Annotated in this window: 16 protein-coding genes; 9 read left to right on the top strand and 7 right to left on the bottom strand. The window is 70.5% G+C overall.

The genetic code is table 11. From position 1 onward, the window contains the following. The first annotated feature begins 92 nt into the window (after positions 1 to 92). The 7 genes from glmU (at position 93) to WMF33_RS32305 (ending at position 7,653) form a co-directional block, all read left to right on the top strand. Positions 93 to 1,517, top strand: a complete 1,425-nt coding sequence (gene glmU / locus WMF33_RS32275) for a bifunctional UDP-N-acetylglucosamine diphosphorylase/glucosamine-1-phosphate N-acetyltransferase GlmU (RefSeq protein ID WP_437332228.1) — start codon at positions 93 to 95, stop codon at positions 1,515 to 1,517. 101 nt (positions 1,518 to 1,618) lie between these two features. After that, positions 1,619 to 4,534, top strand: coding sequence for a monovalent cation/H+ antiporter subunit A (locus WMF33_RS32280; protein ID WP_437332229.1), 2,916 nt, complete (start codon positions 1,619 to 1,621; stop codon positions 4,532 to 4,534). After that, complete coding sequence (locus WMF33_RS32285) at positions 4,535 to 4,879, top strand: Na+/H+ antiporter subunit C (RefSeq protein WP_437332230.1); 345 nt, start codon at positions 4,535 to 4,537, stop codon at positions 4,877 to 4,879. It begins immediately after the preceding gene. Further along, entirely contained in the window at positions 4,876 to 6,534 is a 1,659-nt protein-coding gene (locus tag WMF33_RS32290) for a monovalent cation/H+ antiporter subunit D (RefSeq protein ID WP_437332231.1), read from the top strand. The genes WMF33_RS32285 and WMF33_RS32290 overlap by 4 nt, the downstream gene beginning before the upstream one ends. After that, positions 6,531 to 7,028, top strand: a complete 498-nt coding sequence (locus WMF33_RS32295) for a Na+/H+ antiporter subunit E (RefSeq protein ID WP_437332232.1) — start codon at positions 6,531 to 6,533, stop codon at positions 7,026 to 7,028. Before WMF33_RS32290 ends, WMF33_RS32295 begins: the two co-directional genes overlap by 4 nt. Beyond that, positions 7,025 to 7,303, top strand: a complete 279-nt coding sequence (locus WMF33_RS32300) for a K+/H+ antiporter subunit F (RefSeq protein ID WP_061628449.1) — start codon at positions 7,025 to 7,027, stop codon at positions 7,301 to 7,303. The genes WMF33_RS32295 and WMF33_RS32300 overlap by 4 nt, the downstream gene beginning before the upstream one ends. Continuing rightward, the gene (locus tag WMF33_RS32305; protein WP_437332233.1) at positions 7,300 to 7,653 is read left to right on the top strand and encodes a Na+/H+ antiporter subunit G; all 354 of its coding nucleotides are present in this window, start codon (positions 7,300 to 7,302) and stop codon (positions 7,651 to 7,653) included. Before WMF33_RS32300 ends, WMF33_RS32305 begins: the two co-directional genes overlap by 4 nt. A 166-nt stretch (positions 7,654 to 7,819) precedes the next feature. On the opposite strand, the gene ribA is transcribed toward WMF33_RS32305, so the two are convergent. The 3 genes from ribA to WMF33_RS32320 all read right to left on the bottom strand — a co-directional run bounded on the left by ribA (position 7,820) and on the right by WMF33_RS32320 (position 11,108). Then, entirely contained in the window at positions 7,820 to 8,506 is a 687-nt protein-coding gene (gene ribA, locus WMF33_RS32310; RefSeq protein ID WP_437332234.1) for a GTP cyclohydrolase II, read from the bottom strand. A gap of 255 nt (positions 8,507 to 8,761) precedes the next feature. After that, the gene (locus WMF33_RS32315) at positions 8,762 to 9,265 is read right to left on the bottom strand and encodes a sirohydrochlorin chelatase (RefSeq protein ID WP_437332235.1); all 504 of its coding nucleotides are present in this window, start codon (positions 9,263 to 9,265) and stop codon (positions 8,762 to 8,764) included. A 40-nt stretch (positions 9,266 to 9,305) separates the two neighbouring features. Then, complete coding sequence (locus WMF33_RS32320; RefSeq protein ID WP_437332236.1) at positions 9,306 to 11,108, bottom strand: acyl-CoA dehydrogenase; 1,803 nt, start codon at positions 11,106 to 11,108, stop codon at positions 9,306 to 9,308. 465 nt (positions 11,109 to 11,573) lie between these two features. Between WMF33_RS32320 and WMF33_RS32325 the strand changes: the two genes are divergently transcribed. Further along, positions 11,574 to 13,079: an FAD-dependent monooxygenase gene (locus WMF33_RS32325; protein ID WP_437332237.1), complete on the top strand. Its 1,506-nt coding sequence runs from the start codon at positions 11,574 to 11,576 to the stop codon at positions 13,077 to 13,079. Positions 13,080 to 13,492: 413 nt separating this feature from the next. After that, positions 13,493 to 14,404: a hypothetical protein gene (locus WMF33_RS32330; RefSeq protein WP_437332238.1), complete on the top strand. Its 912-nt coding sequence runs from the start codon at positions 13,493 to 13,495 to the stop codon at positions 14,402 to 14,404. Between the two features lie 344 nt (positions 14,405 to 14,748). On the opposite strand, the gene WMF33_RS32335 is transcribed toward WMF33_RS32330, so the two are convergent. From WMF33_RS32335 to WMF33_RS32350, 4 genes are all read right to left on the bottom strand, one after another. Further along, entirely contained in the window at positions 14,749 to 15,546 is a 798-nt protein-coding gene (locus WMF33_RS32335; RefSeq protein ID WP_437332239.1) for an alpha/beta fold hydrolase, read from the bottom strand. 244 nt (positions 15,547 to 15,790) lie between these two features. Then, positions 15,791 to 18,982, bottom strand: coding sequence for an efflux RND transporter permease subunit (locus WMF33_RS32340; RefSeq protein ID WP_437332240.1), 3,192 nt, complete (start codon positions 18,980 to 18,982; stop codon positions 15,791 to 15,793). Next, positions 18,979 to 20,289: an efflux RND transporter periplasmic adaptor subunit gene (locus tag WMF33_RS32345; RefSeq protein WP_437332241.1), complete on the bottom strand. Its 1,311-nt coding sequence runs from the start codon at positions 20,287 to 20,289 to the stop codon at positions 18,979 to 18,981. Before WMF33_RS32345 ends, WMF33_RS32340 begins: the two co-directional genes overlap by 4 nt. A 121-nt stretch (positions 20,290 to 20,410) precedes the next feature. Then, positions 20,411 to 21,247 (bottom strand): hypothetical protein, encoded by an 837-nt coding sequence (locus tag WMF33_RS32350; protein ID WP_437332242.1) that lies wholly within the window; start codon positions 21,245 to 21,247, stop codon positions 20,411 to 20,413. Positions 21,248 to 21,708: the final 461 nt, after the last annotated feature.

Genomic DNA, 21,708 nt, shown 5'->3' on the forward strand with positions numbered 1-21,708 from the left:
GGTGAGGGCGGTGAGGACATAGTGCGCGTTTTCCAGGCTCGCCGTGCGCGATGGGGACGGCGGCGGGGCGGAGGGTGATAGGCTCCGGGGCGATGGCGACCGCCCAACCCACCCCGCTCACCGCTGTCGTTCTCGCTGCCGGACAAGGGACTCGGATGAAGAGCGCCCGACCGAAGGTGCTCCACGAGCTCTGCGGCCGGCCGATGATCCACTACGTCGTCGACGCGGCCCTCGCCGCGGGCGCCTCGGACGTCGTGGTCGTCGTCGGCCACGGCCGCGACGAGGTCTCCGCCTACCTGGACAGGGCGTTCGGCGCCCAGGGAAAGAACGTCCGCACCGCGCTCCAGCCCCAGCAGCGCGGCACCGGCGACGCGGTGCGCTGCGCCATGCCGCACCTCCAGGCGACCGCCGAGGCGGTGCTGATCCTGTGCGGCGACACGCCGCTGCTCGATCCGGAGCAGCTCGCGCAGCTCCGCGGAGCGCTCGACGGCGCGGGCGACGCGCCGATGGCGATGCTCACCGCGCAGGTCGCCGATCCGACGGGCTACGGCCGGATCCTGCGCGACGGCGCGGGGCGCGTGATCGGCATCCGCGAGCACAAGGACGCGAGCCCGGAGGAGCGCGCGATCACCGAGGTCAACCCCGGCGTGTACCTCGCCCGCGGCGCCTTCCTCGAGCGCGCGCTCGCCGGGCTGACGACGGACAACGCGCAGGGCGAGCTCTACCTGACCGACATCGTCGCGCAGGCGGCGAAGGCCGGCGGCGCCGCGGTGGTCGTGGCGCGGGACGCCGGCTCGCTCGTGGGCATCAACGACCGCGCGCAGCTCGCCGCCGCCGAGGAGGTGCTCTACGGCCGCATCGCCGACCGGCTGCGCCGGAGCGGCGTCACGATCCGGACGAGCGCCCGCGTCGACGCCGGCGTGGTCGTCGAGCCGGACGCGGTGATCGAGCACGGGGCGGTGCTGCGGGGCCAGACGCGGATCGGCGCGGGCGCGCGCGTCGACGTGGGCTCGGTGCTCACGGACGTGGTCGTCGAGGCGGGCGCCTCGGTGAAGCCGTACACCGTCGCGTCGCAGTCGTCGATCGGCGCCGGCGCGCAGATCGGGCCGTTCTCGCACCTCCGCCCGGACAGCCAGATCGAGGCCGACGCGCACATCGGCAACTTCGTCGAGACCAAGAAGACGGTGGTCCGCAAGGGCGCGAAGGCGAACCACCTCGCCTACCTCGGCGACGGCGACATCGGCGAGGGCGCGAACGTCGGCGCCGGGACGATCTTCTGCAACTACGACGGCTTCCGGAAGCACCGGACCGAGATCGGCCCCGGCGCGTTCATCGGCAGCGACTCGCAGATCGTCGCGCCGGTGAAGATCGGCGCGGGCGCCTACGTGGCGACGGGCACCACCGTGACCCGCGACGTGCCGGCGGACGCGCTGGCGATCGGCCGGGTGAAGCAGGAGAACAAGGAGGGCTACGCCGGCAAGCTGAAGGCGCGGCTGAAGGACGCGGCGAAGAAGTAGCCGGCGCGGCCTCCGGCCCCGGGCCGACGAGGTCGCACCGCAGCTTGAGAACCGCGGGATATGGCTGAAACCGGCGCGGTCAGCCAGTACACTCGCGCGCCATGCCCGCGGTCGCCCTGCTCCTCTTGCCATTTCTTGGAAGCGTGCTCACCGCGATCCTGCCGACGCGGGCGCGGTCCGAGCTCGCGGCTTGCGCAGGGCTCGTGTCGGCCGGCGCGGCGGCCTGGGTCATCAGCCTGTTCCCGCGGGTGCGTGACGGGGGCGTGATCCGCGAGACGATCTCGTGGGTGCCTTCGCTCGGCCTCGATCTGGTCCTTCGGATCGACGGGTTCGCGTGGATGTTCGCCGTGCTCATCACCGTCATCGGCGCCCTCGTCTGTCTGTACGCGCGCTACTACATGTCCCCCGAGGATCCGGTGGCGCGCCTCTACGCGCTCTTCCTCGCGTTCATGGGCGCGATGCTGGGCGTCGTGGTCTCGGGCAACCTCGTTCAGCTCGTGGTCTTCTGGGAGCTCACGAGCCTCGTTTCGTTCCTGCTCATCGGCTACTGGCATCACCGGGTGGACGCGCAGCGGGGCGCGCGCATGGCGCTCACCGTGACCGGCGCGGGCGGGCTCGCGCTCCTCGGAGGCGTGATCATCCTCGGCCACATCGTCGGCAGCTACGAGCTCGATGTGGCCCTCGCCTCGGGCGACCGCGTGCGGGCACACCCGCTCTACCCAGCCGCGCTCGTCCTCATCTTGCTGGGTGCGCTCACCAAGAGCGCTCAATTCCCGTTTCACTTCTGGCTGCCGCGGGCGATGGCCGCGCCCACGCCGGTGTCCGCCTACCTGCACTCGGCGACCATGGTGAAGGCGGGCGTATTCCTGCTCGCGCGGCTCTGGCCGGTGCTATCGGGGACCGAGCTGTGGTTCTGGATCGTCAGCGGCGCGGGCATGACGACGCTCCTGCTCGGCGCGTACATCGCGATGTTCCAGAACGATCTGAAGCGCGTGCTCGCCTACTCGACCGTCAGCCACCTCGGCCTCATCACGCTCCTCTTCGGGCTCAACAGCTCGCTCGCCGCCGTCGCCGGGGTGTTTCACATCATGAACCACGCGACGTTCAAGGCCTCGCTGTTCATGGCCGCGGGCGTCGTCGACCACGAGACCGGGACGCGCGATATCCGTCGCTTGAACGGCCTGATCCGTTCCATGCCTCGCACCGGCGCGCTGGCGCTCGTGGCGAGCGCCGCGATGGCCGGCGTGCCGCTGCTCAACGGCTTCCTGTCGAAGGAGATGTTCTTCGCCGAGACGATGTTCTTGTCCGCGCACCCCTCGGTGGAGGTGGGGCTCCCGGCGCTGGCGACGATCGCGGCGATCTTCGCGGTCGTGTACTCGCTGCGCTTCGGCTACGACATCTTCTTCGGCCCGCCGTCGACCGATCTCCCTCGGCAGCCGGAGGAAGCCCCGCGGTGGATGCGGACGCCGATCGAGCTCCTGGTGCTCAGCTGCCTCATCGTCGGCGTCGCGCCGACGATCTCCATCGGGCCATCGCTCGCGACGGCGGCCCGCCCCGTCGTCGGTGGGACGCTCCCCGACTACAGCCTCGCCATCTGGCACGGCTTCAACCCGCCTTTCGTCATGAGCCTCATCGCCATCTCGGGCGGCGTCGTCGGGTACCTCTGGCTGCGCAAGCATCAGGAGCAGGGGCGACTCCAGGATACGCCCTTCGTCGGACGGCTCAACGGGAGGCGGCTGTTCGAGAGCGCGCTGTTCGGGCTCACGCGCCTCTCGCGGAGGGCGCTTCGGCTCGTCGGGACTCGACGACTCCAGACGCAGATGTTCGCGATCGTCGCGGTCGCGCTCCTCCTCGCGCTCCTCGCGGCGCACGGCGTCCCGCTCGAGTGGGGCGACCGGGACAGGCTGCCCGCGTCGCCTGCGTTCGTGCTCCTGTGGGTCATCGGGGCGGTCTGCGCGGTCGGCGCTGCCGTGATGGCGAAGTTCCACAGGCTGATCGCGATCACGTTGATGGGCGGCGCGGGCCTCGTCACCTGCCTGACGTTCATGTGGTTCTCGGCGCCCGACCTCGCCCTCACGCAGATCGTCGTGGAGGTCATCACCACCATCCTGTTTCTGCTCGGGCTGCGCTGGCTGCCGATGCGCATCGAAGGGATCTCCCGTCCGGTCACGGCCCGCGACAGGCTGCGGCGCGCGCGCGATCTGCTGCTCGCGATCGGCGCCGGCAGCGGCCTCGCCGCGCTCTCCTATGCCATGCTGACCCGGCCGGCGCCGCACAGCATCTCGCCGTTCTTCCTCAGCCGCGCGCTGCCGGAGGGAGGGGGCGCCAACGTCGTCAACGTCATGCTCGTCGACTTTCGCGCCTTCGACACGCTCGGGGAGATCACGGTGCTCGGCGCGGTCGCGCTCACGGTCTACGCCCTCCTGCGCCGCTTTCGACCGCCCCCGGAGAGCATCGAGCAGCCCGAGCAACAGAGAGCCTTGCCGGCCGACGTCGTCACCGACCTCGTGAAGCCGCGCACGGCCGAGGACGCCGCGCGCGGATACATGATGGTGCCGGCGGTCATCGCACGCCTGCTCCTGCCGGTCTCCGTCCTCGTCGCGGCGCACTTCCTCCTTCGTGGGCACAACGAGCCAGGCGGCGGCTTCGTGGCCGGGCTCGTCATCGCGATCGCGATGCTCATGCAGTACATGGTCTCGGGGGCGCTCTGGCTGGAGGCGCGCGCGCGCCTCCGTCCGGTGCGCTGGATCGCCGTGGGGCTGCTGCTCGGGGCGGCCACGGGCCTCGGCGCGCTCGCCGTCGGCTATCCCTTTCTCACGACGCACACCGCGCATGTCAGGCTGCCGCTGATCGGCGAAGCGCACCTGCCGAGCGCCACCTTCTTCGACCTCGGCGTGTTCGCGGTCGTCGTGGGAGCGACGCTCCTCACCCTCACGGCGCTCGCGCACCAGTCGCTACGCGCGCACCGGCGGCCAGCGCAGAGCCCGGCGTCGTCGACGAGCGAGGGCACGAGCTAGATGGAAGCCCTGCTCGCGCTCGTCATCGGTGTGCTCGGCGGGTCCGGGATCTGGCTCGTGCTGCGCCCGCGGACCTTCCAGGTGATCATGGGGCTCACGCTGCTCTCTTACGCGGTGAACCTCTTCATCTTCAGCATGGGGAGCATCTTCATCGACAAGCCGCCGCTCGCGCGGCCCGGCGTGCCTGCCGATCTTGAGCACTACACGGATCCGATGCCGCAGTCCCTCGTGCTCACGGCCATCGTGATCGGCTTCGCGACCACGGCGCTCTTCCTCGTCGTGCTGCTCGCTTCGCGCGGCTTCAGCGGCACCGATCACGTGGACGGGACGAGGGAGGAGCCATGACCGAGCGCTTCCCGCACATGATCGTCGCGCCCGTCGTGCTGCCGCTGATGACGGCGGCCCTGTTGCTTCTGCTCGGTGCGAAGCGCAAGCGCGCCAAGTCGATCGTCAACATCGGCGCGGCCTTGGCGGGCCTCCTCGTGGCGCTGGAGCTCATGCGCGGCGCCGACGCTGGCGGTTCGTCCGGCGCCGTCGGTGTGTATCTCATGTCGAACTGGGAGGCGCCTTTCGGGATCGTGCTCGTCGCGGACCGGCTCTCTGCGCTCATGCTGGTGCTGGTCGGTGTGGTGAGCCTCTGCGCTGCCCTCTACGCGGAGGCCGCGTGGGGTCGCGCGGGCGCGTACTTCCATGCGCTCTTCCAGATTCAATTGATGGGGCTCAACGGCGCCTTTCTCACGGGAGACCTCTTCAACCTCTTCGTGTTCTTCGAGGTGATGCTCGCGGCATCGTATGGCCTGCACCTCCATGGATCCGGGTGGCCGCGGGTGCGCTCGGGGCTCCACTACATCGCCGTGAACCTGCTCGCGTCGTCGCTCTTCCTCGTCGGCCTCGCGGTGCTCTACGGCGTCATGGGCACGCTCTCCATGGCCGACATCGCCGAGAAGCTCGCGCTCGTCCCGGCGCGCGATCGCGGGCTCTTGCACGCAGGCGCGGCGGTCCTCGCCGTGGCGTTCCTCATCAAGGCGGCGATCTGGCCCCTCAACGCCTGGCTGGTGCCGGCCTACTCGGCCACGAGCGCGCCTGTCGCGGCGCTCTTCGCGCTGATGACGAAGGTGGGCATCTACGCGCTCGTTCGCTTGTGGACGCTGCTCTTCTCCGCGGGCGCTTCAGCGCAGTTCGGGGGGACAGTCCTGCTCTACGCGGGGCTCGCGACCATCGCCTTCGGCGCCATCGGCCTCATGGCCTCCATGTCCCTCGGGCGCATCGCGGGCTTCTCGGTGATCGTGTCGTCGGGCACGCTCCTCGCGTCGCTCGGGACGGGGACGCCCGCGGTGACGTCGGCGGCGCTGTTCTACATGCTGAGCGCCACGTTGGCGGTGAGCGCTCTCTTCCTCCTCGTCGAGCTGGTGGAGCGCATCGGCTCCGATGGACAGCGGCGGGTGCCGGACCTCGACGTGGAGCCGGGCGAGGACACCAACCTCGATGACGAGGAGGCGCCGCTCGTCGCCCGAGCGTTTCCGGTGTCCATCGCGTTGCTCGGCCTGGCGTTCATGGTCTGCGCGCTGCTCGTCGCAGGGCTGCCGCCGCTCTCGGGTTTCGTCGCGAAGGTCTCGTTGCTGACCGCCCTCCTGTCGCCCCGAGGGGGCGGCCACGCGAGCGCCAGCGCCCCCGTCCCGCCCGCCGCGTGGATCCTCTTCGGGCTGCTGCTCCTCTCGGGGCTCGCGGCCACCATCTCCCTCGCGAGGGCGGGCATTCGACACTTCTGGTCGTCGGGCGGGCGGCTCCCGCCCAGCTTGAAGGTCGTCGAGGCTGCCTCCGTCCTCGGCCTCATCCTCTCTTGCATCTTGCTCACGCTGTGCGCTGAGCCGGTCATGCGCACCACGCGCGCGACAGCCGCGGGGCTGCACGCGCCGAAGGCGTACATCGAGGCCGTCTTGTCGATGAGGCCTCGACCGGGCCCGACGCGCTCCGTGATCGAAGAGGAGGGGGCACCGTGACCTTCATCGAGAAGCCCGTGTTCGCGCCGCTCTTGTCCGCCGCCCTCTTCGCGTTGTGGCTGGCGCTCGCGCGCTCGACGAGCGTGGGCCAGGTCGCCCTGGGGCTAGGGCTCGCGCTGGCGGTGCCGCTCCTCACCTCGGCCCTGCGACTGACGAACGTCCGGGCGCGGCGACCGCTGGTCGTCGTGCGCTTCATCCTGAGGGTCGGCTACGACGTCTTGGTTTCGAATTTCGAAGTCGCCCGGGACGTGGTCGCGTGGCGATGGCGGCGACCCCAGTCGAAGTTCGTGATCGTGCCCCTCGATCTGCGTGACCCGGTCGGGCTGGCCGCGTTATCCATGGTGACGACCGTGGTTCCGGGCACCGTGTGGTCGGAGCTCGCGCTCGATCGCAGCGCGCTCTTGCTGCACGTGTGGAATGTCGGTGACGAAGGCGCCTTCGTCGCCCATTTCAAGGCTCGCTACGAGGAGCCTCTCAGGGAGATCTTCGAATGAGCGCACTTCTGTCTGGCGCGATCGCCTTCGCGCTCGGCTGCTACGCCGTCGCGTCGGTCCTCGTGGTCGTCAGGTTGATCCGGGGGCCGCGGGCGCAGGACCGCGTGTTCGCGCTCGACTTGCTCTACTTCCACGCGATGCTGGTCATGCTGGTGCTGGGCATTCGTCACCGGAGCGACACGTACTTCGAAGCCGCGCTGTTGATCGCGCTCTTCAGCTTCGTGAGCTCATCCGCGATGGCGAAGTTCATCCTGCGCGGGGAGGTGATCGAATGAACCAGCTCCCCCTCTGGGTCGAGGCGGCGGTCGCTGCGTTGCTCGTGCTGAGCGGCCTGTTCGTGGTCATCTCCGCGTTCGGGTTCCTGCGCCTGCCAGACTTCTTCCTGCGCATGCATCCCCCTGCGCTCGCGTACACCTTCGGCAGCTGGTGCGTGGCGCTGGCGAGCATCCTCTACTTCTCGATGATCGAGTCCCGGCCCGTGCTGCACCCGTGGCTCATCGTCATCATGCTCTCCATCACGGTCCCTGTGACCACGCTGCTCCTGGCGCGCGTGGCGCTGTTCCGCCGCCGCGCTGCGGGAGCAGCCGACACGCCGCCTCCGCTCACGCTGCGCCGCGACCCCTGAGGGCGGCTCGAGGCTGGAAGGCGGCGGTGCGCAGGCGACGATCGGCAAGGTCCGCGATCGGAGGCGGCGAGGCCTGGCGCTGGCGGGCTACGCGCCCGGCACGCAGGAGCGCTGCCTCGCCGGCGGGGGCTCAGCGCAGGACGCGACGCATCGCTCCCACCCCCGGCTACTCGGCGTCGCCGACCGCGGCGCTCTCGGCGGCCGCGCCGTCGCGCAGCGACGGGATGGCGTGGCCCATCCGGAGGCGCTTCGCCTCGAGGTAGGGCGCAGAGAACGGGTTGGCCGGGACGATGGCCGGGGAGCGCGACGAGATGCGCACGCCGAGGGCGCGGAGCCCCTCCACCTTGTCGGGGTTGTTCGTGAGGAGCCGGATCGACTCGATGCCGAGGTGGTCGATCATCGCGGCCGCGGGCTCGTAGCCGCGGGCGTCGTCGGGCAGCCCGAGGATGCGGTTCGCGTCGACCGTGTCGTGGCCGAACGCCTGCAGCTGGTAGGCGCGGATCTTGTTGGCGAGCCCGATGCCGCGCCCCTCCTGCCGCAGGTAGAGCACGACGCCGAGCCCGCGGCGGCCGATCTCCGCCTGGGCCGTCTCGAGCTGCTCGCGGCAGTCGCACTTCAGCGAGCCGAACACCTCGCTCGTGAGGCACTCGGAGTGCACGCGCAGCGTGACGTCCGACTTGCCGCGCACGTCGCCCATGATCAGCGCGACGTGGTCGGGCGATAGCCCCTGCTCGGGGTTCGTCGCTCCCCCCCAGTGGAACACGAGCATCTGGAAGACACCGTGCTTCGTCGGCACGGGCGCCTGCGCGCGAATATCGAGCTGAGGCCGGATCGCCGTCGTCGGGACGTACATCTCGCTCTCCTGGTGAAGGAGTCCTGGGTCTCGTGTCAAGCAAGGAGCGCCGCGTCGAGTTTGCCCGCTTACCCTGCCGATGTCCGGCCACCCCTGAAGGTGGCGTCCATCAAGTAGCGTAAGCACCGGACAGGGACAAGGTAAGCTCTCCAAGATGTGGCTCCGCGGACATGCCGGGGGCAGCTCCGCGGGCTCAGCGGCGCGCGGGCGCGGCGGTGCGCAGGTGCGGGTGCGGGTGCGGGTGCGGGTGCCGACCTAGCCGACGTCCCGCGCGAGCTGCGCGGCGAAGAGGCGCGCCACCGCCGTGAGGTCGAAGGGCCATGCGTAGCGGAGGGTGACCGATGGGTGCTCGGCGCGGAGCCGCGCGAGGGCCTCGGGGATCTCCACCTCGGCGTGCACGCCGCCCGGGGTCAGCATCGACGGGACCACCTCGACCTCGATCGCGCCCCGCTGGACGGCGGTCGCGACGGCCTCGGCCAGGGTCGGGGCGCAGAACTCGTTGTAGGCGACGAGGAGCTCGGCGCCGCCGAGCATCGGGGCGAGCTCGGCGGCGAGGCGCTCGAGGCCGGCGCGGTAGGGATCGTTCTCCGGCGTGCGCGGCCAGGCGCGGACCTTCGCCTCGAGCTCGCGCTCCTCCGGGCTCGGCGCGCCGCCCGACGCCGCGCGCCGGCCCTCCAGCGCCTTGAGGCGCGTCACGAGCTCGCGCGGGCAATCCGCCGCCGGCGCCCCGTGCCCGACCAGGATGACCACCCTCTTCATTCGATCGCTCCCCTCGAGGCGCGCCGGCGCCCCGCGCTCCTCAGAACCACTCCGGCCGCATCCTCGCGTACGAGTCCTCGCCCGACCGGCAGAGCGCCGCGAGCGCCGGGGCCCGCGGCAGCTCCGTCGAGAACCAGTACTGCGCCGCGCACAGCTTGCCCTCGTAGAAGCCGGCGGGCGACGCGCCCCGGGCCAGCCCCTCGCGGGCCGCCGCGGCCATCGCGAGCCACTGCCACGCGACCACCAGGATCGAGGCGAGCTCGAGGTAGTCCGCGCTGTGCCGCAGCATCCGCTCGACGTCGCCGCGCAACCCCGCCTCGGCGAGGTGCATCGTCAGCTCCCCGAGCAGCGACATCGACGCGCCGAGCCGCTCGCACCACGCGGGCTCGACGCCGGCCCGCCGCGCCCGGCCGATCGTCTGCTCGACCTCGGCGCCGAGCGCCATGAGCGCCGCGCCGCCCCCGGCCACGACCTTGCGGCCGAGGAGATCGAGGCCCTGGATGCCCGTCGTCCCCTCGTGGATCGCGTTGAGCTTCTGGTCCCGGAGCCACGCCTCCGGGAGGTACTCGCTCGAGTAGCCGTAGCCGCCGTGGACCTGGAGCGCGAGGGCGTTCGACTCGAAGCCCTTCTCGGCGGGGAAGGTCTTGGTAATGGGGGTGAGCAGGTCGAGGAGCCGCTGCGCGCGCTCGCGCTCCGCCGGGTCCGCGGCGTGCGCGGCGAGATCGGCGTACCGCGCCGTCGTGGAGACCAGCGCGAGGCTGCCCTCCACGATGGCCTTCTGCCGGAGCAGCATGCGGCGCACGTCGGCGTGCTCGACGATCGGCACCTGCGGCGTCCTCGGATCCTTCGAGCCGAGCGGCCGGCCCTGCGGCCGGGCGAGCGCGTAGCCGAGCGCCTCGTGGTAGGCGGCCGAGGCGGTCGCCGCGGCGTTGACGCCCACCATGATGCGGGCCTCGTTCATCATCTGGAACATGTAGGAGATGCCCTGGTGCGGGTTGCCCACGAGGTAGCCGTGGCAGTCCCCGCGCTCGCCGAAGCTCATCGCGAGGCTCGGGAGCCCGCGCCAGCCGATCTTGTGGATCACGCCGGCGACCTCGACGTCGTTCGGGACGAGCCGCCCGCCCTCGGGCCGCCGCTTGGGCACGGCGAACAGGCTCACCCCCTTGATGCCCGGCGGCGCGCCGTCGATGCGCGCCAGCACGAGGTGGACGATGTTCTCGGCGAGGTCGTGATCGCCGGCCGAGATGAAGATCTTGGATCCGCGGACGAGGTAGTGCCCCGCCTCGGTCCGCTCCGCGCGCGCCTGCACGTCGGCCAGGCTCGAGCCCGCCTGGGGCTCGGTGAGCGCCATGGTCCCGGTCCACTCGCCGGCGTACAGCCGGGTCATGAAGGTGGACTTCAGGGTCTCGTCGCCGAACGTCTGGATCAGGTGCGCCGCCGCGGTCGTCAGCCCGAGGTAGCCGCACGCGCTCAGGTTGGCCGCCATCAGGTACGCGCCGGCGAGCATCGCGACCACGAGCGGCAGCTGCTGGCCCCCGACGTCGGCCGGCCGCGCCGCGGTGAGCACGCCGAGCTCGATCATCGGCCGGAAGACCTGCTTGAGGGCGGGGTGCACCGCGACGGCGCCCCCCTCGAAGCGCGGGGGCGACGCGTCTACCGGCCGGTAGGTCGGAAACAGCACCTCCCGCGCGAACCGGCGACAGCTCTGGAGGTAGAGGTCGAACGTCTCCCGCGTGTGATCGGCGAAATAGGGGAGCTCGCAGAGGCGGGGCGCGTCGAGCACCTCGTAGAGGAGGAACTCGACGTCGCGGTCGTTGAGGAGCGGGTTCTGAGGAGCGGTCATTGTGTCGTTTGCCGGGCTTGGCGCACGCTAGGCGCGCACGCAGCGGGATGTCGAGGGGCTTCTCGCGGCGATAGGGCCGGCGAGCGTGGGCGAACGCGCGCGCGGATCACGACGGCGCGGCGCGCAACGCCGTCGGCATCGCGGCGGCGGGTGTCGTCGGCCGGGGAGGAGCCCGTCGTCATCCCGGGTTGAACCCGTCGTCAGCCGACGTGGCGCTCCTCGTCATCCAAGGTGAAGCACGGTAGCCCGCCGCATCGGGACGGCCTGTCTCTACTTCGGCGGGTCTCGCTGAAATTTGCGCGCCGTCGTTCTGTGTGAGGGCACACACAAGACGCTCCGGGAAGAGCAACCCCCGCCTCTCTCCACTACCAACGTATGCCAGAGACGGGGGCTTGCGGCAAGCCCCGGGTCGTGCCGTACGGTCGCCGGCCGCAAGCCAGAGATGGCATGCACAGGAGGATCGAAATGCACGACGAATCCGGACGCGGTGTCGCCATGACAAAGCACGCGGTTGTGATCGCCGGAGGAGGTCCGACAGGGCTGATGTTGGCGGGCGAGCTGGCGTTGGCGAGGGTCGACGTCGCCATCGTCGAGCGGCGTGAGAGCCAAGACCTCGAGGGCTTGCGCGCAGGCGGGCTGTACATACGCACGATCGAGGTGCTCGATCAGCGAGGAATCGCCGATCGCTTCATTTCGCAAGGGCAGGTGTTTCGGAGCGCGCCCTTCGCGCGGGGCACTCTCGACATCAGCGACATCCCGGCTCGCCACAACTACTATCTCGGGCTCTGGCAGCACCGCACCGAGCGCATCCTGGCCGACTGGGTCTCCGAGCTGGGGGTGCCGATCTATCGCCGAAGTGAGGTCACGGGTTTCGCGCAGGACGACACCGGCGTCGATGTCGAGCTGTCCGACGGCCGATCGTTGCGAGCGAAGTATCTCGTCGGGTGCGACGGCGGTCGCAGCCTGATCCGCAAGAAAGCAGGCATCGACTTCCCAGGGTGGGATCCGTCGACCAGCTACTTGATCGCCGAGGTCGAGATGGCCGAAGAGCCCGAGTGGGGCGTCCGCCGTGGTGAAAAAGGCATCAATGCGATAGGCAAGCTCGAGGACGGCAAGGGCGTGCGCATGGTGTTGAGTGAACCGCCCCTCGCCCAGGGCGACAAGCCGACCCTACGCAATGTCCGCGAGGCGCTCATCGCTGTCTATGGGACGGATTATGGTCTTCGCAGCGCCACCTATATCTCCAGGTTTACCGATATGGCTCGGCAGGCGGCGTCCTACCGAAACAACCGCGTGCTCTTGGCGGGCGACGCGGCGCACGTGCATTCCCCGATGGGCGGGCAGGGGCTCAACATCGGTGTGCAGGACGCGGTGAATCTGGGATGGAAGCTCGCCCAGGTGGTCCACGGGACATCGCCGGAGAGCCTCCTGGACACGTACCATGCCGAGCGGCACCCAGTCGGTGCCCGCGTGCTGCGTAACACCATGGCGCTCACCGCGCTCGATCGCGGCGACGATCGCATCGAGGCCTTGCGCGGGATGATGTCCGAGCTGATGCAGAGGGACGCGCCTCGCCAGCAATACGTCGCGATGATGTCTGGTGTGGACATCAACTACGATCTCGGCGAGGGACACCCGTTGCTCGGGCGTCGCATGCCCGATCTCGACGTGGTCACCACGGACAGCCCGCAGCGCGTGTTCGCCCTGCTGCACGATGCCCGACCGGTGTTCCTAAACCTCGGCGAGCCCGGCGCCTTCGACATCAGGCCGTGGGCGGATCGGGTCCGGCGAGTCGACGCGCGATACGCCGGCGCGTGGGAGCTCCCGGTGCTGGGCGCGGTCGCCGCTCCCACCGCGGTCTTGATTCGCCCTGACGGCTACGTCGCGTGGGTCGGAGAAGGCACGGACCAGGGCCTCGGCGACGCCCTTACCACCTGGTTCGGACCGCCCACGGCGCCGACCGGCAGTTGACATAACGTACATACAATAAAGTACGATCCACCGTTTCGCCGACAAAACCAACAGAGCCAACGAGCTCACTCGGCTGTTCAATATTGCCTACACCACGCTGGCAGAGGCCGCAGACCGTCGCGTCAGCGCGACCGAGCTCAGCGGCGAGGACACTCGAACGACCCGTGCAGGATTGCAGCATGGCTGTTCGATCACCGGGCGCGCGGGGGCTCGCGAAGGGCTCGAGCGATTGTGCTGGCACGGCGCGCGCCCGCCGTTCAGCTCGGAGCGCCTCTCGATCCTGGCCGATGGCCGCGTGGGACACCTCCTCCGCAAGCCGAGGCGCAACGGCGCGACGCATCTGGTGATGACGCCGGTCCACGATTGGCCTACACTCTCTTGCAGACGCATCGTAAACATAGGATACTGGTTCAATGAGCTGGATTTTTCCGTTCGCTACAGCGCGGCTCGTCTGCGCGAACCGCACCGCCATCGATGACCCCGGTCCGAGTCCCGATACCGCGGGGATGCGGCGCATCTGCGCAACGCCGGCGATGGCCCTGCTTGCGCTGCTGGTTACGGTCGCCGGATGCAGCAGCACCGAGACGGGCGGCATGGATGGAACCGGGGGAGCAGCGCCGGGCGATGCCGGTACGCATGACGCCGCGTCGGGCTCGGGTGGCGGCGGTGGCTCGGGCGGCGGCGGTGGCTCGGGTGGCGGCGGTGGCTCGGGCGGCGGCGGTGGCTCGGGTGGCGGCGGTGGTGCCGTCGAGGCAGGCGGCGGCGGCGCCGCTCCAGATCTGGCAAGCTATGCGAGCGGGTTGGACAAGCTGTTTATCGATGCCCAGTGCGACCCGTCGACGCCCTTGCCGCTGGCGTCCATGGCGACGTGCAATCATCCGCCCAACACCCAGCACATCGAGAAGCAGGTGACCTTCGGCGGCGATCCGAACACGACGTACACGGTCAAGCTGCGGGTGCGCGGGATCTGGGAGCCGACGGACATCGAGGGGGGGGAGATGCCCGTGAAGCCGTTCATGATCGGCGGTAGCATTGGCCCCAACGATTCCATCAATTACCAGCAATATTCGATTGAGGTGAGCGAGCCGCGCCAGACGTACTGGCTGAACAATTATCAGTACCGCGCTCACGACATTCACAAGGAGGACTACGAGGCGACGATCCAGGTCAACGGCGGCGCCATGGTCAAGGTGGTGATGAACGACGGCAACGAACGCCAGATCGCCAATTGGACCAAGGATTATTTCGAGGGGCTGCCACCGTACGACACGGCGCCGACCACCGGCCAGATGCTGCACCTGGACGTGCTGTCGGTGAGCAAGTAGAGCGTGTCGGCAAACCTGCTGCGCGCCCCGAATCGTCGCTCGCCCTCCCGCTAGACGCCTCTCCCGGCGGCAACGCTGGTCGAGCCGGCCGAGGGCAACGAGCGCCGCCTGGACCACGGCGAGTCCGTTCGGCCCGTTGCCGTGCGCCACCGCCGAGAGCACGGCGAGCTCCGTCTCCGCCTCCGCATCGGCTGGATCGGTGATCGCTGGGACGACGGCCGGGCCGAGCACCAGCGGCGCTCGAGTTCGGCTGCGAAGGCGCGGGGGTGGAGCTGTACCTGCGGCTGGAGCGTCGCGCGCCTTCGTCAGCTGCAACGATTCGTCAGGCCGAGGCGCACGAGCAGCTAAGCGAGCTCGCGCAAGAACGACAGGACCACCTCTCCCAGGCGCTCGGGTTGTTGAAAGGGAAGGCCGTGGCCGGCGTCCTGTACCTGTTCGACGCGTATGCGTGGGTTGAGGCTCCGCAGCTCCGTCGCCATCTCGAGCGTGACGACGGGGTCGCTGTCGCCGATGACGAGCAGGCTCGGGACGTCAATCGCGCTCACCACGCCGCGAACCTCGGGGTTGGGCGGCGTGAGGACGTCGAACGCGGCCATGCGGGTCTTCAGCCTCGCCTCGGCTTGAAGCTCGATGAGCTCGGGCGAGCGGCGCGGGTTTCGGGCGCGGGCCTGCGCAACGAGGTCAGACCTCTGTAAGCCGAGGGCCTGGCGGTGTTGATCGGCGACGTCGCTGTCGCGCACCTCGCGCTGGCGCTCGGGGCTCAAGAACGTCGGGTCGACCAGGATGAGGCCGCGGATGACCCCCGCCCCTCGACTCGCCACCACCGCGGCGGTCATGCCGCCCATCGAGTGGCCAAGCAGGACCGGACGAGAGAGCCCCAGGCCGCGGATGAGGCCCACGACGTCGCTCGCGTGATCGTCGTACCGGTAGCCGTGGTGCGGCGCGCTCGAACCGCCGTGCCCCCTGGCGTCGGGCATGACGACGTCGAATTCACCCTCGAGCGCCCGCGCCAAGGGCGTCCAGCAGGCGCCGCTCCCCATCAATCCATGCAGCAGAACGACGGGAGGCTTGGCGCCTCCAGTTCGGAGGTAGTGGATGTCGACGCCGTTCGTTTCGCAGACTCCGCTGATCCAGGTCGTCATGAAACTGTCCCCGCCTGCCGCAGCTTCGCAAGCGTGATGAAGTGGTTCAGATCGGTAGTGCTCGAATTTGCCCGGAGAGAGTTCACATGAAGGCGGGAAGGCAGGAAGATCATTGATTTTTTCTTCCCGCCTTCCCGCCTTCATGTTCAATTTTGAGCACTGTCTTCAGGTTTAAGTACGCGGGAATATCGGCATCGATGCGAGCCCTGCTCCCCGGGCAGCGCCGCGCATCCGACGACCGGCCCTAGCCCTCCGGCGCGGCCGGGTGCGCCGGCCCGGCGGGCGCGTGGCGCCCCGCGCGCCGCGCCCGGAGCCGCGCGACGCGGCCCTGCACGTCGTCGGCGAGCACGTAGAACGCCGGCACGACGAGGAGGCTCAGCGCCGTCGAGACGAGGAGCCCGCCGATGACCGCCGCGGCCATCGGGGCCCGGATCTCGGCGCCCGGGCCGAGCGCCAGCGCCGACGGGACCGCGGCCATCAGCGTCGCGATCGACGTCATCAGGATCGGCCGCAGCCGCACCGGGCCGGCGCGGAGCATCGCCGCGCGGGCGTCCATGGCCTCCCCTGCCCCCTCGCCGTGCCCGCGCCGCACCTCGATCGCGTGATCCACGAGGATGATCGAGTTCTTCTTCACGATCCCCATGAGCAGCAGGATGCCGATCATGCTGAAGATGTTGAGCGTGTGCCCCGACAGGAGCAGCGCGAACGCGGCCCCCGCGATCGACAGCGGCAGGATCGTCAGCACCGTGACCGGGTGCAGGAACGAGTTGAACTGGGACGCCAGCACCATGTAGGCGACCAGGATCCCGAGCACGAGCGCGAAGATGAGGCCGCCCATCGACTCGCGGAACGTCACGCTCGCGCCGCCCAGCACCACGCGGTAGCCGGCCGGCAGGTCCCGGCCGAGCTCCTCGACCCGCGCGACCGCCTCGCCTTGCGAGCGCCCGGGCGCGATGTTGCCGAAGATCGAGATGGCGCGCTCGCGGTCGCGCCGCGTGATCGCCTGCAGCGCGGGGAGCTCCTCGTAGCTCACGACCGACGTGAGCGGCACCAGCGCGCCCGACGCGCTCCTCACCTGGATGCGCGCGAGGTCCTCGGGCCGGCTCCGCTGCTCCGCGAGCAGGCGCGCGCGGACGTCGATGCGGCGCCCGTTGTCGTTGTACTTGGCGATGCGCCCGCCGCCGACCAGCGTGTTCAGCGTCGTCGCGATCGACTCGACGCTCACGCCGAGATCCGCGGCGCGCGCCCGGTCGGGCACGATGCGGAGCTCGGGCATGCCGAGCTGGTAGTCGGTGTCGAGGTCGACGACGAGGCCGCTCTGCGCGAGCTCGCTCCGGATCCGCTCGCTGTGCCGCGTGAGCTCGCCCCAGTCCGGGCCGCGGATCGAGAACTCGACCGGGAAGCCGCGCTGCGCCGTGAAGCCCGACTGCGAGAGGTCCTGGACCACGGCGCGCAGGCCGGGGTAGCCGTTCAGCTCCTTGCGGAGCACGCCCTGGAGGTCGGCCTGCGAGAGCGACCGCTCCTCGGGCGGCTTCATCGTGATGAACAGGACGCCCGTGTTCACGGCGCCGCCGCCGAAGCCGCCGACCACGGCGAAGACGCGCGACACCGCCGGGTGCTCGCCCACGAACGTCTCGGCGCGCCGGAAGAGCCGGTCGGTCTCCTCGATGTCCGAGCCGACCGCCGTCTGCAGGCGCACGAGGAGCCGCCCCTGGTCCTGCGACGGGACGAACTCCGTCGGGAGCCGCTGCATCGTGACGATCGCGCCGGCGAAGAGGAGCGCGCCGAGCAGGACGACCGCGACCGGGAACCGCAGCGCCCGGGCGAGCAGCCAGCCGTAGCCCCGGGAGAGCGCCTCGAAGCCGCGGTCGACGAGCTGCCCGAGGCGGCCCCGGCCCTCGCGCGAGACGTCGAGGATCTGCGCGCAGCGGGCGGGCGCGAGGGTGATCGCCTCCAGGTACGAGAGGAGCACGGCGATGCAGAGGGTCACGCCGAACTGGAGGAAGAAGCGGCCGACCACCCCCTCCATGAAGATGATCGGGATGAAGATCGCGACGACCGCCAGCGTCGCGGCGAGCGCCGCGAAGGTGATCTCGGCGGTGCCCTCGCGGGCGGCGCGGACGCGGTCCTTCCCCCCCTCGGCGTGCCGGTGGATGTTCTCGAGCACCATGATCGCGTCGTCGACGACGATGCCGACGGCGAGCGAGAGCCCGAGCAGCGTGAAGGTGTTCAGCGTGAAGCCGAGGAAGTAGATCGCGGCGACCGTGCCGAGCAGCGACATCGGGATCGCCAGGACGACGTTGATCGTGCTGGAGAGCGAGCCGAGGAACATCCAGCAGACGAGGGCCGTGAGCGCGATGGCCATGCCGAGCTCGAGCTCGATCTCGTGGACCGACTCCTCGATGAACTTCGTCGAGTCGAAGTTCACCCCGACCTCCATCCCCTCGGGCAGGGTCTTCTGGACCTCCGCGAGCGCGGCGCGGACGCCCTGCGCGACCTCGACCGCGTTCGAGCCCCGCTGCTTGCGCACGCCGAGGCCCTGCGCCGGCTCGCCGTTCACGCGGGCGAGCCGGCGGACGTCCTCGAAGCCGTCCTCGATGAGCGCGACGTCCTCCAGGTACACCGTGGCGCGCGCCGACGACGGCGGGCCCGCCGGCTGCGCGGCCGCGCCGGGCTGGGCGGCTCCGTTGGGGTCGCCCTCGCGGATGACGATCTTCTTGAAGGTGGCGAGGTCGAGCGCCTCGCCCATCACGCGCACGTTGAGCTCTCGCCCCTGGGTCTCGATGCGGCCGGCGGGGAGCTCGATGTGCTGGCGGCGCAGGGCCTCGGTGACCTCGGCGACGGTGAGCCCCTTGGCGGCGAGGCGGTCTGCGTCGATCCAGATGCGGACGTTGCGCTCGAGGTAGCCGCCGAGGGTCAGCTCGCCGACGCCGGGCACCGTCTGGAGCTTCTCCTTCAGCCGGTAGCGCGCGATGTCGGCGATGATCTGCGGGGAGAACGGGCCGGAGAGCCCGACCCACATGATCGGCTGGTCCTCCGGGTTCGTCTTGGAGACGACGGGCGGGTCGAGGTCGAGCGGCAGCCGCCGCTGGGCCTGGGAGATCTTCGTCTGCACGTCCTGGAGCGCGACGTCGACGTCGCGCGACAGGTCGAGCTCGATGGTCACCGAGGCGCTGCCCTGGCGCGACGTCGACGTGATCGACCGGATCCCCTCGACCTGGACGGCCGCCTCCTCGAGCGGCTCGACCACGTCGTGCTCCATGATCTCGGGGGCGGCGCCCTCCAGGGTGGCGGAGATGGTGATGGTGGGGAAGTCGACGTCGGGGAACTGGCTGATGCCGATGCGCGACACGGCGACGAGGCCGAAGACGATGGTCGCCGCCATCAGCATCCAGGCGAAGACCGGCTTCCTGAGGCACGCTTCGGTGAGGCTCACGGCGCGCTCCGCGTCGAGCTGGCGGGGGAGGTCGCCGGCGGTGAGCCGGCGGGCGCCGGCGGTGAGCCGACGGGCGCCGGCGATGAGCCGGCGGGCAACGTGGGCGAAGGCGCGCCGGCCGATGCCCCTGGCGCAGCGCCGGCGCCGGCGCCCTCCCCGGCGTGGCCCGCGGCCTGGCCGCCGGGCAGGCTGCCGGGTGTCGCGATGCGGACCTGGGATCCGTCGCGCAGCGCCTCGGCGCCGCGCACCACGAGGCGCTCGCCCACGGAGAGCCCCGACTTCACCTCGACGCGCCCGTCCGCCGTGCGCAGCCCCAGCGAGAGCACGCGCTCGCGCGCGGTGGTGCCGTCGACCACGTAGGCGAGGAACCCGCGCTCGCTCGGCCGCACGGCGGTCTGCGGGATCACGGGCGCGTCGCCGCTCGCGCCCACGGGCACGGTCACCTCGGCGAAGGTGCCGGGGCGGAGCAGGTCCTTGCCCTCGCCCTGCACCTCGCCGGTCGCGGCGACCATGCGCGTCGCGGGATCGGCCGCGTCGGCGACGTGCGTGAGCTTCGCGGTGTAGGTCCGCGCGTCGCCCTTCACGGCGAACCGCGCCTCCATGCCGGGGCGGACGCGCGTGGCCTCGGCGGCGGGGATCTGGAAGCGGAGCAGGAGCGGGTCGCGGCGGAGGAGCGTCGCGAGCACCGTGCCGACGGCGACGTGCTGGCCGGTCTGCACGGTGCGCGTCTGGATCTTCCCCGGGATGGGCGCGCGCACGTAGGCGTCGCGCAGGTTGAGGAGCGCCTGGTCGACGGCGATCTTCGCCTCGGCGACCTGCGCGGCGGTCGTCGCCGCCCTGGAGCGCCACGACGCGACCTCTTCCTTGCTGAAGACGCCTTCGGCGCCCTCGGCCTCGCGCCGCTCGAGGCCGGCGGCGGCCTCGGCCTGCGTGGCGGTCATGCGGTCGAGCGTCGCGCGCGCGGCGCGGACGGCGAGGTTGTACCGGGCCGGGTCGATCTCGACGAGCACCTGCCCCGCCTTGACCTCGTCGCCTTCCATGAACCGCACCGCCTCGACGACGCCGGCGACGCGCGCGGTGAGCTGCACCTGCTCGAACGCCTCGACGGTGCCGACGGCGGGCACGGCGTACTCGACGCGCTCCGCCGCGACGGGCGCGACCTCGACCGGGAAGCTCATCGCCTGCTTCCCTGGTTTGCGCCCCTGCTCGGGCGAGGCCTCCTCGCCCTTCTTGCAGGCCGGAGATCCGAGGAGGGCGAGGCCCGCCACGAGGGCGAGCGCGGCGACGCGGAAAGGTTGGAGCGCCATCGAGTTGGAGGAGTAGCGCAACTCGCGGCGGTGTGCGCGTGCTTCGGCGCGGGCGGCGGGCCGCGTCACGAAGGCCGCGGGCGCAGCGCTGCGGGGGTGCGGCGCTGCGGGGTGCGGCGCTTCAGCCGAGGAGAGGGCTCTCTCCCGGCCCCTTCGCCGGCGCGCTCTCGGCCTTCGCCGCGTCGCGGGCGGCCTTGGCGCGGCGCGCGGCGGCGCGACGGCGGCGCTCGTAGCTGCTCGTCACCTCGCGCAGCACCTCTGGATTCCGCTGGAACACCCGCGCTGCGGCCTTCCGCACCAGCGCCATCTTCTCCTGGAGCAACCTGAGCAGCCCGTTGCGGATCCGGGTCGCCTCCTTGACCTCGGAATCGGCCGCCGGCGGCGCGGCCGGCGCGGCGGCGAGCGCGCGCGCGAGCTCCTTCGCCTCGGTGATGAGGGCGACGTCGAAATCCTCGTCCACCTCCGCGAGCCGGTCCTTCAGCGAGCCTGCGAGGCCGGCGTAGTCGCTCAGCGCCTGGTGCAGCGCGCTGGAGCGCTGGCCGATGTCGGCGTGGAACTCCTGGATGGCCGTGAGCTGCGCGTCCGCGGGCTCCTCGACGCCGTCGTCGAGGAGGAACTCGAGGGCGGACTCGATCTCGTCGAGGACGAGGCGCGCGCGCTCGCCGTGGTCGACGACGACGGGGTCGACGAGCAGGAGCAGCTTCGTTTGCGCCTCCTGGACCGCGTGCACCAGAGAGACGATCTCCTCACCGGTGCTCTCGGGCAACCGCGCCTTGACGCGCCTGAGGCCCGGCAGCGTGTCCGTGGGATTCCAGTGCTTGTTGAAGAATCCGGCGACCTGACCTGCCTCCTTGAGGGCGACGTCGTAAGGCACCTTGAGGGGGTTCTCCGTCTGGGCGGCGGCCTTGGCCTGGTCGCGCCAGCGGTCGTAATGAGTGTTGTTCTGCTTCTTGGGCATAAGCATGAGGCTTACGCGGAGGGAGGCGGTCTGGGAAGGTGTCCAAGGGGTCGCGAACGTGCTTTCGAGCCCGCAAGAGCAGTTCAGCGGCGCCGAAACTATTCAGGTCACACGCGCAGACAGACACGGAGACGGCATCGATCTGCCGCTGCGGACCTAGACCCCGCGACGCGGCCGACCGGCCACGCTCCAAACGCCGATTCGATGCCGTGAGGACATAACTACAGCCCCGAGGCTACCTGTTGACGCCGCTCATCTGCTGAGGGAACGGTGCGACCATCCGGGAGGGGGAGAGATGGGATACGGTCTGAGGGCGAAGGCGAGCGCGCTCGTGCTGTGCGGCTTGCTCGAATTGATGCTCGCATCCGCATGTGATTTATCCTACACGTGCGATACAGTGGAGCCGGGAGGCGCGGGGGCTGGATACCCGACAGGATCTCCGTGGGGGCGGGAGATTACCC

The organism is Sorangium sp. So ce394 (assembly GCF_051474665.1).
Lineage (GTDB): Bacteria > Myxococcota_A > Polyangia > Polyangiales > Polyangiaceae > Sorangium > Sorangium cellulosum_D.